The organism is Bacillus sp. EU55 (genome assembly GCF_038005925.1).
Taxonomy (GTDB): Bacteria; Bacillota; Bacilli; order Bacillales; family Bacillaceae; genus Bacillus; species Bacillus velezensis.
Map to the genome: position 1 here is coordinate 1,619,587 of NZ_JBBOUE010000001.1, position 11,894 is coordinate 1,631,480.

17 protein-coding genes are annotated in these 11,894 nt (G+C 46.3%); 13 read left to right on the forward strand and 4 right to left on the reverse strand.

Annotated features, from left to right (window positions below):
• Positions 1 to 114 precede the first annotated feature (114 nt).
• Entirely contained in the window at positions 115 to 474 is a 360-nt protein-coding gene (locus NYE50_RS08405) for a YugN family protein (RefSeq protein WP_060675442.1), read from the reverse strand.
• Positions 475 to 614: 140 nt separating this feature from the next.
• Between NYE50_RS08405 and NYE50_RS08410 the strand changes: the two genes are divergently transcribed.
• From NYE50_RS08410 to coaD, 8 genes are all read left to right on the forward strand, one after another.
• Positions 615 to 1,058: a CBS domain-containing protein gene (locus NYE50_RS08410; protein WP_003154478.1), complete on the forward strand. Its 444-nt coding sequence runs from the start codon at positions 615 to 617 to the stop codon at positions 1,056 to 1,058.
• 84 nt (positions 1,059 to 1,142) lie between these two features.
• Positions 1,143 to 2,183 carry a CAP domain-containing protein gene (locus NYE50_RS08415; RefSeq protein WP_159354127.1) on the forward strand — a complete coding sequence of 347 codons (1,041 nt, stop codon included), beginning with the start codon at positions 1,143 to 1,145 and terminating at the stop codon, positions 2,181 to 2,183.
• Between the two features lie 164 nt (positions 2,184 to 2,347).
• Positions 2,348 to 2,758 carry a YlbD family protein gene (locus NYE50_RS08420; protein WP_025284691.1) on the forward strand — a complete coding sequence of 137 codons (411 nt, stop codon included), beginning with the start codon at positions 2,348 to 2,350 and terminating at the stop codon, positions 2,756 to 2,758.
• Positions 2,759 to 2,773: 15 nt separating this feature from the next.
• Positions 2,774 to 3,013, forward strand: a complete 240-nt coding sequence (locus NYE50_RS08425; RefSeq protein WP_003154475.1) for a YlbE-like family protein — start codon at positions 2,774 to 2,776, stop codon at positions 3,011 to 3,013.
• Positions 3,014 to 3,083: 70 nt separating this feature from the next.
• A complete protein-coding gene (locus NYE50_RS08430; RefSeq protein ID WP_159354128.1) occupies positions 3,084 to 3,533 on the forward strand; it encodes a YlbF family regulator in 450 nt (149 codons plus the stop codon).
• 58 nt (positions 3,534 to 3,591) lie between these two features.
• Positions 3,592 to 3,864, forward strand: coding sequence for a YlbG family protein (locus tag NYE50_RS08435; RefSeq protein ID WP_014417705.1), 273 nt, complete (start codon positions 3,592 to 3,594; stop codon positions 3,862 to 3,864).
• 298 nt (positions 3,865 to 4,162) lie between these two features.
• The gene (rsmD, locus tag NYE50_RS08440; protein WP_007409693.1) at positions 4,163 to 4,717 is read left to right on the forward strand and encodes a 16S rRNA (guanine(966)-N(2))-methyltransferase RsmD; all 555 of its coding nucleotides are present in this window, start codon (positions 4,163 to 4,165) and stop codon (positions 4,715 to 4,717) included.
• Between the two features lie 4 nt (positions 4,718 to 4,721).
• Complete coding sequence (gene coaD, locus NYE50_RS08445) at positions 4,722 to 5,204, forward strand: pantetheine-phosphate adenylyltransferase (protein ID WP_025649487.1); 483 nt, start codon at positions 4,722 to 4,724, stop codon at positions 5,202 to 5,204.
• A gap of 18 nt (positions 5,205 to 5,222) precedes the next feature.
• Here coaD and ylbJ read toward each other — a convergent pair whose 3' ends face one another.
• On the reverse strand, positions 5,223 to 6,449 hold the full coding sequence (gene ylbJ, locus NYE50_RS08450) for a sporulation integral membrane protein YlbJ (protein ID WP_053573413.1): 1,227 nt from the start codon (positions 6,447 to 6,449) through the stop codon (positions 5,223 to 5,225).
• Between the two features lie 179 nt (positions 6,450 to 6,628).
• Between ylbJ and NYE50_RS08455 the strand changes: the two genes are divergently transcribed.
• Positions 6,629 to 7,408, forward strand: a complete 780-nt coding sequence (locus NYE50_RS08455; protein ID WP_014304961.1) for a patatin family protein — start codon at positions 6,629 to 6,631, stop codon at positions 7,406 to 7,408.
• 5 nt (positions 7,409 to 7,413) lie between these two features.
• On the forward strand, positions 7,414 to 8,436 hold the full coding sequence (locus NYE50_RS08460) for a SepM family pheromone-processing serine protease (RefSeq protein WP_172869506.1): 1,023 nt from the start codon (positions 7,414 to 7,416) through the stop codon (positions 8,434 to 8,436).
• 18 nt (positions 8,437 to 8,454) lie between these two features.
• On the opposite strand, the gene NYE50_RS08465 is transcribed toward NYE50_RS08460, so the two are convergent.
• On the reverse strand, positions 8,455 to 9,702 hold the full coding sequence (locus NYE50_RS08465) for a nucleotidyltransferase (protein WP_172869505.1): 1,248 nt from the start codon (positions 9,700 to 9,702) through the stop codon (positions 8,455 to 8,457).
• Between the two features lie 208 nt (positions 9,703 to 9,910).
• Between NYE50_RS08465 and NYE50_RS08470 the strand changes: the two genes are divergently transcribed.
• From NYE50_RS08470 to gerR, 3 genes are all read left to right on the forward strand, one after another.
• A complete protein-coding gene (locus tag NYE50_RS08470; protein ID WP_014417711.1) occupies positions 9,911 to 10,429 on the forward strand; it encodes a YceD family protein in 519 nt (172 codons plus the stop codon).
• Between the two features lie 21 nt (positions 10,430 to 10,450).
• Positions 10,451 to 10,630, forward strand: coding sequence for a 50S ribosomal protein L32 (gene rpmF / locus NYE50_RS08475; RefSeq protein ID WP_003154457.1), 180 nt, complete (start codon positions 10,451 to 10,453; stop codon positions 10,628 to 10,630).
• A 158-nt stretch (positions 10,631 to 10,788) separates the two neighbouring features.
• The gene (gene gerR / locus NYE50_RS08480) at positions 10,789 to 11,364 is read left to right on the forward strand and encodes a sporulation-specific transcriptional regulator GerR (RefSeq protein WP_014417712.1); all 576 of its coding nucleotides are present in this window, start codon (positions 10,789 to 10,791) and stop codon (positions 11,362 to 11,364) included.
• Between the two features lie 40 nt (positions 11,365 to 11,404).
• Here the strand turns inward: gerR and NYE50_RS08485 are convergent, their stop codons facing one another.
• Complete coding sequence (locus NYE50_RS08485) at positions 11,405 to 11,887, reverse strand: N-acetyltransferase (RefSeq protein ID WP_007611262.1); 483 nt, start codon at positions 11,885 to 11,887, stop codon at positions 11,405 to 11,407.
• Between the last annotated feature and the right edge of the window lie 7 nt (positions 11,888 to 11,894).

Consider the following 11,894-nt stretch of genomic DNA (forward strand, 5'->3'; position numbering starts at 1 on the left):
AGAAAAACACCTCCAAGTCTAATTTCGGATAACAACGATCCGTTTTCAAACTTGAAGGTGTTTTTTGTTTGTCTCATATTATGGGGTCAGTCCCGAATATGCTGTACTTTTTTATTACATTTGCACTGTTTTTAATGACTCTTCCAATTCAAGCAGTAAAGCTTTGCTTTCAGCGACGACTTGTTCCGGAAATTCTTCAGCGCTGCCGTATTCTACGCCGTGCGGATAATAATGCTTTCCTAAAAGAGGGGCCTTCAGCTGAATCACGGCCCGGCTGCCGCCGACATCGCCCTCTTTTGCCGTTCCTTGAATCCGCAGATAAAATGTCCCCTCAGGTACTGAAAACTTTTTGTCGTAAGTCACTCTTTCATAATCCCATTGTCCAGCCAGAATGAGCCCTTTACCTTCCATCAGATCATTCAAGCGGCTGAGCTCCGCTGTTACCCCTTCAAGACCGCTGTTTTCAAACTTCAAACCTTCCCCCTCCTTTTAAAAATGCCCTTTCCTGACAATCATAGTATGAAAGCGTTACACTTTCAATGATTCATACGGTGAAAGTATGCAAAAAGAAAAATTTGACGACAATAGTAGCAGAAAAAAGGAGGAATTCCGCAATGACAAAGATCAATAAGCTCATGACGTCAGACTTGCAATATTGTACAGTATTAGATAATGTATATGAAGCTGCGGTGAAGATGAAAGACGCGGATGTCGGCGCCATTCCGATAGTGGATGAAGACGGCGCCACACTTGTCGGGATCGTGACAGACAGAGATCTCGTATTACGGGGAATTGCTTCAAAAAAGCCGAACTCTCAAAAAATAACCGACGCAATGACAGAGCGGGTTATCAGTGCAGAAGAAGACGCCTCTGTGGAGGAGGTGCTCCATTTGATGGCTGAACATCAGCTCAGAAGAATTCCCGTCACAAGGGATAAAAAACTGGTCGGCATTGTTACGCTCGGCGATCTTTCGTTGGCCGAGCAATCAAATGAGCAAGCAGGCCGGGCGCTGTCTGACATTTCTGAAGACGGCGGTCCGGAGGGGTTTATCCATTAAACATAAATCACGGACGATGCAAATAGGCTGTACTGTATAAGAGTAAACAAAAACAGAACGGTTTGAACATATGGGGGTGAGAGGTTGAAAAATATCGCAAGGGCTCTCGTTATCCTTTTGCTTATTTACGGAGCGTATGTTCTGTTTATACAATATGGATCGGCTCCTCAGAAAAAGACGGATCAGGAGGAGCCTCAGGTTTCCAATGAAGAAGAGAGCGGAAAACGGCTGAAAATGCCGTCATCCGGACTTCTTTCTCTCATGGGGAAATCTGCCGCCGATGTGAAAAAGAAACTTGGGGAACCGTCTCGGAAAGATCCTTCTGCCTACGATTACGAGTGGTGGGTGTACAACCAGGGGAAAGACCAATACGTACAAGTCGGTATTTTGAATGATAAAGCCGTGACTTTATATGCTTCGGGAAGCGGCATCAACGCAAAACCGTTTAAGATCGGCGAATCGACGGGCGAAGTTTTTAAAACGACGCAGGTTTCTCCTTTTGTCAATGTGACTGACAAGGGAAACACGTATCGGTTCGAGTTTTCTGAAGAAGATATCAATACCCGTCCCACCGTTAAGATAGGCGGAATGTATGTTCAGCTGTACATGGACAAATTTGACGGGAATCTGTCAAGCATCAGGGCATTTGATGCGGAAACACTTGTGAAACAAAGGCCGTATGAGGTCATGTACAGAGGAAAGCTGACAGAACCCGAGCCTGTTTCTGATAAAAAATGGAACGACATTGAACGAGCGAGTGAACAGCAGATTCTCGATATTACAAATGTCATCCGCGTGAAACACGGACTTGCAAGGCTGAAATGGGACGAAGACGCCGCAAAAGTGGCATTCGGCCACAGCAAGGACATGAAGGATAACAAGTATTTCTCTCACGTCTCAAAGAAATACGGGACTCTGAAGGACCGCTTGGAAAAAGGCGATGTGAAATACCGGGAGGCCGGTGAAAATATTGCCTACAACTATGTGGACGGTCCTGCAGCCGTGGAGGGCTGGCTGAACAGCGAAGGCCACAGAAAGGCGCTGTTAAGCCCGGATTATACGCACCTCGGTGTCGGCGTGGACCGGAAGTATTATACGCAAAACTTCATTAAGCCTTGGCAGTAAAAAACCGCAGAGGGGCGCGTCCCCCGCGGTTTTTTTATGTTTTTTCGCGAGCGGCGCTCCTGCTGAAAAAAATATACCTGCTTTTTTTCGCAATTTAGGCGAACATTAAGGCGAATGAACCGATACATTATAGCAGGCAAAACTTTTCGGAGGGGGTGAGAATTGTGGCGAATCAGCAATCACGGCAATCAATCGATGATTTTAAACAATTCGTAAAAAAGCATCCCAAACTGATCCAAAATGTTCGCAAGGAACAAAGGAGCTGGCAGGAAGTCTATGAAAATTGGGTTCTTCTGGGCGAGGATGATCCGATATGGAACCCTTTTAAAGACGAGGCCGTTCAGCCTTCTTCCGACGCGGAAACCAAACAGGAACCAGCTGAAAAAAACGATTTCGTTTCAAAAATGGTCACTGCCGTCAAAAAGATGGATATCAACCAAATGAATGAGCAGATCAATAAAATGAGCCAATCCATTTCATCATTGCAAAGCCTTTTAAGCCAATTTTCGGGGAGCAGCACGAAGCAGCCCCGGCAAGGCTCCGGACAACATCCTTTTTCGTTCAGGAAGGATTAAAGAAGGGGATCGTGTATGCGAAAAGAGGTTCAGGAATTCATATCCGCAGATGAGGAACGGAAACGGTTTATACGGCAGCGTCCCGTCTGGTACCGCAGACTTGCGAGAAAACCGGACGATCTCAATTCCTTTCAGCTTGACATGATGAATTTTTATGAAAAGACGATACCGCATCGGGTAAGCCAATTCTCAAACGGGATTCAAATGGCGCAGATGATGATGCAGATGGTTCACGCCATGCGTTCACAGGATTAAAAAGCGTTTAAACGCCGCATTTTCCAATTGGGTGGTTTCATGGTAAACTAGCAACTGGAGGTGCGTATTTATGTATGCAACAATTGAGTCCGTCAAGCTTCAAAGTGAAGCGGAGCAGCTTGCCGGCATGATTCTGCAGTCTGAGACGGCTGAAAATTACCGCGATTGTTACAAGCGTCTCCGTGAAGATGAAGAGGCAGGGCGGATCATTCGTTCTTTTATGAGCGTTAAAGAGCAGTATGAGGATGTGCAGCGCTTTGGCAAATACCATCCTGATTATAGAGAGATTTCCCGCAAAATGAGAGAAATGAAGCGGGAACTGGATTTAAACGATAAGGTGGCCGAATTTAAAAAAGCGGAGACTGAGCTTCAGTTGCTGCTTGACGAGATCAGCATTGAACTCGGAACGGCCGTCTCGGAGCATGTAAAAGTTCCGACGGGGAATCCTTATTTTGACGGCCTGTCATCCTGCGGCGGCGGGTGCGGTTCCGGCGGCGGCTGCGGATGCAAAGTTTCCTGACGAGACGGCCGTCTCGTCTTTTACATAAAATGAACAGAAAGTCAGGCGGGTGATCATGATGGAAAATAAGCGCCAAGGCATAATCGTATATCTGCATTCTTTAAAACACAGCAAAATGCTGAGAAAATTCGGCAACGTTCATTATGTTTCCAAGCGGCTGAAATACGTTGTGCTGTATTGCGATATGGACCTAATCGAAAAAACAATGGAAAAGATTTCTTCTTATTCTTATGTGAAGAAGGTAGAGCCTTCTTATAAACCTTTTTTAAAGCTGGAATTTGAATCAAAGCTTGATAAAGCGAAAGAGTACGATTATAAAATCGGCATATAAAAAAATCCCCGCAGATACCTGCGGGGTCCTTCTATTCCTTAACAAGTTAAGGAGAAGGAAAAGGGAGAGGAGAAACCGGAGGAAGAACTTATGGGGAAACGTAAGTCTTCTCCGCGGTTGGCAACAACATCATTCATTGATGCTGTTACACTTAGTCTTGACAGGAATGTGAATATGTATACACGGTTTCACGTTCATTGTTTGAAAGAATGCTTTATGATAAGATAGGGATTGTTTTGATACATAACGGCTCAGCCGATGAGAAACATCAAAGTTTTCAGAAAAAGTGGTGTGAATAATGAGAGTAATTTCCGGTTCAAGAAAAGGACGAGCCTTAAAGGCTGTGCCGGGCACATCAACAAGGCCGACGACGGATAAAGTAAAAGAGTCTATTTTTAATATGATCGGCCCGTATTTTGACGGAGGAACGGGGCTGGATTTGTTTGCGGGGAGCGGCGGTCTCGGGATTGAAGCGCTGTCGCGCGGATTTGACCGCTGTATCTTTGTGGATCGTGATTTCAAAGCCATCCAAACGGTAAAAGCGAATATCAAAGCGCTTGATCTGCTGTCTTCAGCGGAAGTATACCGCAATGATGCAGAGCGGGCTCTCTATGCCGCGGCGAAACGGGAAAAAGGTTTTGACGGAATTTTCTTAGATCCTCCGTATAAGGAGCAAAAGCTGAAAGCGCTTATCGAAATGATTGATGAGCAGAACATGCTGAATGAAGACGGTTTTGTCGTAGCCGAGCATGATAAAGCCGTTGCGCTTCCTGAAGCCGTCGGCGCGCTTTCCGTAACAAGAAGGGAAATTTACGGGCTTACAGGAGTGACGATATACCGAAATAGGGGGTAGTGATGTGGCAAGTATAGCTGTATGTCCCGGAAGTTTTGATCCCGTTACCTACGGACATCTGGACATTATCAGACGGGGGGCAAACGTGTTTGAGCAGGTGTACGTATGCGTGCTCAATAATTCTTCTAAGCAGCCGCTGTTTACAGTTGAGGAACGATGTGAGCTGTTAAGAGAAGTGACAAAAGACATACCGAATGTTACGGTCGAGACGTCACAGGGACTGTTAATCAACTATGCGAAAAAAAAGCGGGCGAAGGCGATTATCAGGGGGCTCAGAGCCGTTTCTGACTTCGAATATGAGATGCAGGGGACTTCCGTCAACCGCGTGCTCGACGAATCAATAGAAACTTTTTTTATGATGACGAACAATCAGTACTCTTTTTTAAGTTCAAGCATCGTAAAAGAAGTCGCAAAATATAACGGGCCTGTTTCAGAGTTTGTTCCTCCGGAAGTTGAACAGGCGCTGAAGCAGAAATTTAAAGGATGAGAAGCGCTGATTGGCGTCTCATCCTTTTTTTGTCCGTGCTGACAGCCTGTAACAATAAATCAATGCGTATACGGCGAGAGCTGTCAGCGTGATGGCGGGTCCGGTTTCAACAAGTGTATTCCATCCGCTGACGACAGCAGATACCGCTTCCTGATCGCGGAAAGGGAGGAATACGGACTGGTAAGGTTCGTCCAATGCAAGGTAAAGCGGCTTCCACAGTAAGAGAATAAAGAGTGCGGCATAAATGCCCTGAAGGATACGCGCCGCGAAAAACGGTTTAAAGCGGATATCTGTTTCCGATAAAATGCCGGCTACCTGGGCCTGTACGGAAAGGCCGCTGAACCCGAGAATAAAACTCACAATCATGGCTTTCGGCAGCAAGTCGGCATCAGCTTCACTGACCAGTTTGCTCCCAAGTGTAATTTCAAACATCCCGCTGATAAGAGGGATGTCCAGATTTGCCGGAAGATGAAAAAGCGAAAGCAGCGCGTTTGTAAATACAGAAAGCACATCCATGACTTGTACGATTGATAATAACCGACTGAAAACCGAAAACAATATAATAAAACCGCCCACCATCAGCAAGGTTTGTACAGAAGAGGTGACGGCGTCGCCCAAAATTTTTCCGAGCGGCCGCTTTTCCGAAAGCCGCGCCTTGTGGAGGGCCAGAAATGCTTCCTTCAGAGAAGGGAGAGCGATCGTCTTTTTACCGGTATACGCCGCTTCTTCTTTCCGTCCGTATGAACGCATCGTCAGGCCGACGGCGATGTTTCCGAGATAGTGAGCCGATGCCAGCAGAATGCCGAGAGACGCGTTATGAAAAAAGCCGACTGCCACAGCAGCGAATATAAATAACGGATTGGATGAATTGGTAAAAGAGACGAGGCGTTCAGCCTCTACTCTGGAGATTTGTTTATCCTGGCGCAGCCGTGCAGTCAGCTTCGCGCCGGCCGGATTGCCTGAAGCCATGCCCATAGCCAGTACAAATCCGCCGACCCCCGGCACTCTGAAAATGGGACGCATAAAGGGTTCGAGTAAAAGGCCGACAAACTTGACAATGCCGAATCCGATTAAAAGCTCAGATAGAATAAAAAACGGAAGCAATGAAGGAAAAACTACCTCCCACCACATGGAAAGACCGGTTTTGGAGGCTTCGAATGAGGCCTGAGGGTGTGAAATAACCGTCGCCGTCAAAAAAATGAAAAACAATGAAATCAAAAATGTATGAAACTTAGACAAATTCATTCTTACCTCCCCGATGCTAAAATTGCACACTGACATTTATATCATGATAAAATATAGAACAGACCTTAAAGGCGGCCGGGCAAGTACCTATTTGTCATCCTGTACTAATATACGAGCATAGGGGTTCAATTTAGACCATAGAATTCATGTATAGGATGTCTATTAGGGGGTTCGTCGCGTTGGCCAAACCTACAATCGGGTTAGCGTTAGGTTCGGGAGGGGCAAGAGGCATCGCTCATCTCGGAGTGTTATCCAGTTTACATAAGCATCAGATTCCAATTGATATGATTGCCGGCAGCAGCATGGGAGCATTAGTCGGGAGCTTTTATGCGGCCGGGCATGACGTGGCCACGATGAAAAAAGTCGCTAAAGCATTTAAACGGCGGCTGTACGCGGATTATACGATGCCGAGGCTTGGTTTTTTAAAAGGAGACCGCATCAGGCAGCTCGTTCATGCCTATACGTACGGCAAGCCGATAGAAGAACTGCGGATCCCGCTCGGCATTGTGGCCTGCGACCTTCAGACCGGCGAAAAGCTTGTTTTTACGAAAGGTTCAGTATCCGAAGCCGTCCGAGCGAGCATCAGCATACCGGGCGTTTTCGTCCCGCAAAAAATGAACGGACGTATGTTAGTCGACGGCGCGGTGGTCGACAGAATACCGGTTTCCGCCGTAAAAGATATGGGTGCTGATATCGTCATCGCCTCTGACGTATCCCGGGTGAAAAAAACGGAAAAGGCGGCACATATTTTTGATGTAATCATGCAAAGTATGGATATACTGCAAAATGAATTGGTCCGTCACCAGACCATTGCCGCAGACGTCATGATCCGCCCTTCTCTTGAATCATTCAGCTCAAGTTCTTTTGCCAACATTGATCATATGATCACAGCGGGCGAAGAAGCCGCAGACCGGATGATCGGCCGGATTAAACAAGAAATAGAGAACTGGGAGGGCTAACTCATATGAAAGCAAAACATTTTCGCTGGGTGTTTATCATCCTGATCTTATTAATCGCTGTTACATTTATTAAGCTTCCGTATTACATCACACAGCCGGGAGAAGCATCAGAGCTGAGACCGCTGATTAAGGTGGACGGAGGCTATCCTGAAAAAGGAAGCCTTTCCTTGATGACTGTCAAAGTAGGCCCTGCCAATCCGTATACATATCTTTGGGCGAAAGTGCATCCTTACGATGAAATCGTCCCTGACGAAAGCATAAAAGAAGAGGGCGAATCGGACTCGGATTATATGAAGCGCCAGCTGCAAATGATGAAAAGCTCCCAAGAAAACGCGGTCATTGCCGCTTATCAAAAAGCCGGGAAACAGGTGAAATACTCATTTAACGGCATTTATGCCAGCTCAGTCGTCTCTGACATGCCGGCAAAAGGAAAAATAGAGGTCGGTGATAAAATCATCAGCGCGGACGGGAAAACATACGAATCCGCTGAAAAGCTGATTGATTATATCAGCAGCAAAAAAGCGGGGGAAAAAGTAACGTTTCACATTGAACGGGACACGAAAGAAAAGACCGTTGACATTGTGCTGAAATCATTCCCGGACGACCCGAAAAGAGCGGGAATCGGCGTCGCATTATATACGGACCGGAACGTGAAAGTGAAGCCGGATCTTCATTTCAGCATTGAAAACATCGGCGGGCCTTCTGCGGGTCTCATGATGTCTTTAGAAATTTACAACCAGCTGACAAAACCTGACGAAACAAAAGGCTATAATATAGCCGGAACGGGGACAATCGACGTGGACGGCAAAGTCGGACCGATCGGCGGAATCGATCAGAAAGTCGTCGCCGCAGACAAAGCGGGAAAAGATATTTTCTTTGCGCCGAATCAAAACGGAGCTGAAAATTCTGATTACAAAAATGCGGTAAAAACGGCGAAAGCAATCAAGTCCGATATGAAGATCGTCCCTGTCGACTCCATGCAGGACGCACTTGACTATTTGGATCAGATGAAAGTAAAAAGCACCTGATACAGTCAGGTGCTTTTTTTACGCATTCAAAAAACGCTTTTCGTCTTCATCATAGCGGATCGGGGCTTGTGAAAATTCCTGCTTCTCAAACAATGTGCGTTCAGGTTCTTTTATCGGCAGGCTGTAAACCCGTCCCGCCAGTATGTCCAGATCCAGAGCGGGATGAGAGAAAGAAGAGAGCTTGCTGACGAGAGGTGCGGTAAGCTCTTTTTTCTTTGCCGACAGGTACGCCTGTCCTTTTTTCGTCATTCCGAGAAGACGGATATAAGGAGCGCTTGAAGGCTGCAAGAGCCGATGCATGTCTTCTTTTTTCGTCCGTGTCAGAATGTGCGTGTTCATCCGCTGCAGCCTCGTCCACGTGTATCGTTTTGTTTTCAATCGTTCCATCATTTCGCGATAGGATCGGGCTTGTCTGATGGTGCGCAGAATTCTGTGCTCAAGGCCTTCTTCCACTTCATAGATTCGGCTCAATTCTTCAGCGGAAAGAGTGCTGAGGCTGTATTTTACATATGAAAAATAGTCTTCCGTGCTGTGCCATATTCCGTATGAATTTCTGTATGCCTCCAGCTCACGCGCAGACGCTTCCGGGAGAAAGCTCCTTGCGGCCGCCGTTCCTTTTTCTATCAGCGCTTTCCGGATGCTTGTTGCGCTGGCTATCCGGCTGTTATCTCCGGGAAGCTCGGCGTCATGATATTGGGAAGCGATTCTGGCTGTCGTATAAGGCTTCATAGCGGAACCGGAGGCGTGTATCGCTCTAACGTAGTGAAAACCGAGAATATTGTTCGGCTTGGACAAATCGAGCATGTCCCGCCCTTTGAATATGTGTGAAAAAGCTTTTGAGGCGGCGGCCGGATAGCTGAGACCCTTTTTCAGCTCCTCTTTCAGAATCAGGCTGCAGTCATCTTCCTTTCGGCTGAACGCTTCAGACGCTTCAAGAAAGGATTCGATCCGCCCGTTTTCGCTGCCGAAAAACAAGCTGCTGCATCCTAAATGATGAAGAAGCGAAACGCTGCCGCGCGCGAATAATTCCGCTTTTTGTACGGCATATATATAAGGGAGCTCAATGACGATATCCACGCCGTTTTCCAGCGCCATTTTTGTCCGGGCCCACTTTGAGACGGCGGCCGGTTCCCCGCGCTGCAAAAAAGGGCCGCTCATCACCGCCGCCGCGACGCTGCTGTCCGTTTTGATTTTTGCTTGTTCCGCATGATAGCGGTGTCCGTTATGAAAGGGATTATATTCAACAACCAGGCCGACTGCTTTCATATTTGTCCCGCCTTTCTTGCTATGTTTTGCTTCGTGTGGTACATTTGCAAATGAAGTGCATATTTTAGTCCGTTTCGTTTAGTGTATGCATAGCCTATCCGGCTGTCAACGATTGCATGACGGCGGCATTATGCTGTAAAGAAAAAATATTGACAAAAACATTCTGAAAAGCTATAATCATGTTTGTTGCTTTCCTGAGGTGATACAAATGAAATGGACGATTTATCAGCTTCATCAAATGGCGAAAAAGAGCTTTGAATTTGATGAAACAGTTGAGTTAAATGAGCTGACAAAATTGAATTCTGACATCCGCCGCATTTCTCCCGTCCGGGTGAAGGGCCGCGCGGAGATTGAATCCAAACAAGTTTCGTTTGATTTTACGATTTCAGGCGAAATGGTTTTGCCGTGCTCAAGAACTTTAGTTGATGTGCCGTATCCATTTACAATCGCGACAAAAGAACTGTTTAGATTTCATAAGTCGGATGATATAGAAGATGAGGACGTTCATATTGCTGAAGACGATACCGTCGACTTAACTCCGATCGTAAAAGAAGAGATTCTTTTAGAAATTCCTATGCAAGTCTTTTGTGAAACTGAACAAAAAGAAGGAGCCGCTCCCCAAGTGGGGAAGGATTGGCAAGTGATTTCTGAGGAAGACAAGAAAAATCAAATCGACCCCAGACTTGCGGATCTGAAAAAGCTCTTAACACAAGATGATGAATCTTAACTCTTTAAGGAGGTGGGAATAATGGCTGTACCTTTTAGAAGAACTTCTAAAATGAAAAAAAGATTGCGCCGTACACATTTCAAACTAAATGTACCTGGTATGACAGAATGCCCGTCATGCGGAGAGATGAAATTGTCTCACCGTGTATGTAAAGCATGCGGATCATACAACGGCAAAGACATAAATGTTAAAAGCAATTAATGTATGAAGAAAAGCGCGGGAATCTCGGTTCCTGCGCTTTTCTTTTTTTTTGCCCCTCCGGCCTGCTTCCGCCGAAAAAATTGTGAGCGCCAGTAGTCTATCTAATCTATCAGCGGCATATGTATGAGGTAAATGAGCAAATATGGAGGGAGATACGATTGACGATAACGAGACAAGACGCGTGGACGCAAGATGAAGATTTGCTGCTGGCCGAAGTGGTGCTCAGGCATATTCGGGAAGGCGGGACCCAGCTTTCCGCTTTTGAAGAAGTCGGCAGAGCGCTGACGAGAACGGCTGCCGCCTGCGGGTTCAGATGGAATTCTTATGTCAGAAAACAATATCAGTCAGGGATAGAACTGGCGAAAAAACAGCGGAAGGAATTAAGAAAGCAGATCGGGGTGCATTCCGCCAATATGCCGGGAACCGTCAAACAGCCTCCGATCCGCAGGGCGGAAGGAGAAAAAGAGCTGTCCATTGATGATGTCATTTTGTTTCTGCAGCAATTTAAAGAGTCGCCGGCCGCAGCGGATGTGCGTCATGAAAAAGAAAAACTCACAGAACAGCTGACCGCGCTGCAAAAAGAAGTCGAGGATCTGCGTGAGGAAAATGAAAGCTTGAGAAACAAGCTGGAGATGACGGAAGAAGATTATAAAGCGCTAATTGACATTATGGACAGAGCGAGAAGGATGGTCAATTCAAAAGAAGACGACAGAAAATCGGCGCAGAGCCTGTAAAATGAACCGGCCTGGGGGCGGCGGCCCCGCCGGTTTTTTATTATGCCGTTTCTCCGGATGTCATTTCACCGTCCATATCGGGATGCCAGATATAAGGATTTTCTCCTTTATCACGCGCCATATCATATTTAACGGGCTCAAAATTCATCTTATCCCAGAAATCTGCTGATTTCATGCGTGAATTTGTCCTGATCGGCATTCTGAAGGATTTTGCAAAATCAACAAGCGCTTTTCCGTATCCGTTATTTTGATAGCCCGGAAGAACCTCAAGCTTCCAAAGTTCCAAAAAGTCCTGACGCTGATCAAAATACGGATTCGCACCTCCGTTTACCTGATATAAACTCATTCTCGCCACTAGTTTATCCCCGAAGTAAATCCCGTAAAAAGGCGAGGTGCTGTCATTTTCAATGATATTATCCTGAAGATCTTCAAGCATCGACAGCTCCTGCATCCCGTATTCCTTAAACCTTTTAAATTCTTCGAGTGTCTTAAAGTTGATGAGCAGTCGCTCTATTTTCAACACAAACTCC

What these genes read in the sequence shown, in the direction of transcription:
- NYE50_RS08410 (WP_003154478.1), top strand. Translation starts at nt 615, where the DNA reads ATGACAAAGATCAATAAGCTCATGACGTCAGACTTGCAATATTGTACA.
- NYE50_RS08425 (WP_003154475.1), top strand. Translation starts at nt 2,774, where the DNA reads ATGCGAAAAGAGGTTCAGGAATTCATATCCGCAGATGAGGAACGGAAA.
- NYE50_RS08430 (WP_159354128.1), top strand. Translation starts at nt 3,084, where the DNA reads ATGTATGCAACAATTGAGTCCGTCAAGCTTCAAAGTGAAGCGGAGCAG.
- NYE50_RS08435 (WP_014417705.1), top strand. Translation starts at nt 3,592, where the DNA reads ATGGAAAATAAGCGCCAAGGCATAATCGTATATCTGCATTCTTTAAAA.
- rsmD (WP_007409693.1), top strand. Translation starts at nt 4,163, where the DNA reads ATGAGAGTAATTTCCGGTTCAAGAAAAGGACGAGCCTTAAAGGCTGTG.
- ylbJ (WP_053573413.1), bottom strand. Translation starts at nt 6,449, where the DNA reads ATGAATTTGTCTAAGTTTCATACATTTTTGATTTCATTGTTTTTCATT.
- NYE50_RS08460 (WP_172869506.1), top strand. Translation starts at nt 7,414, where the DNA reads ATGAAAGCAAAACATTTTCGCTGGGTGTTTATCATCCTGATCTTATTA.
- NYE50_RS08465 (WP_172869505.1), bottom strand. Translation starts at nt 9,702, where the DNA reads ATGAAAGCAGTCGGCCTGGTTGTTGAATATAATCCCTTTCATAACGGA.
- NYE50_RS08470 (WP_014417711.1), top strand. Translation starts at nt 9,911, where the DNA reads ATGAAATGGACGATTTATCAGCTTCATCAAATGGCGAAAAAGAGCTTT.
- rpmF (WP_003154457.1), top strand. Translation starts at nt 10,451, where the DNA reads ATGGCTGTACCTTTTAGAAGAACTTCTAAAATGAAAAAAAGATTGCGC.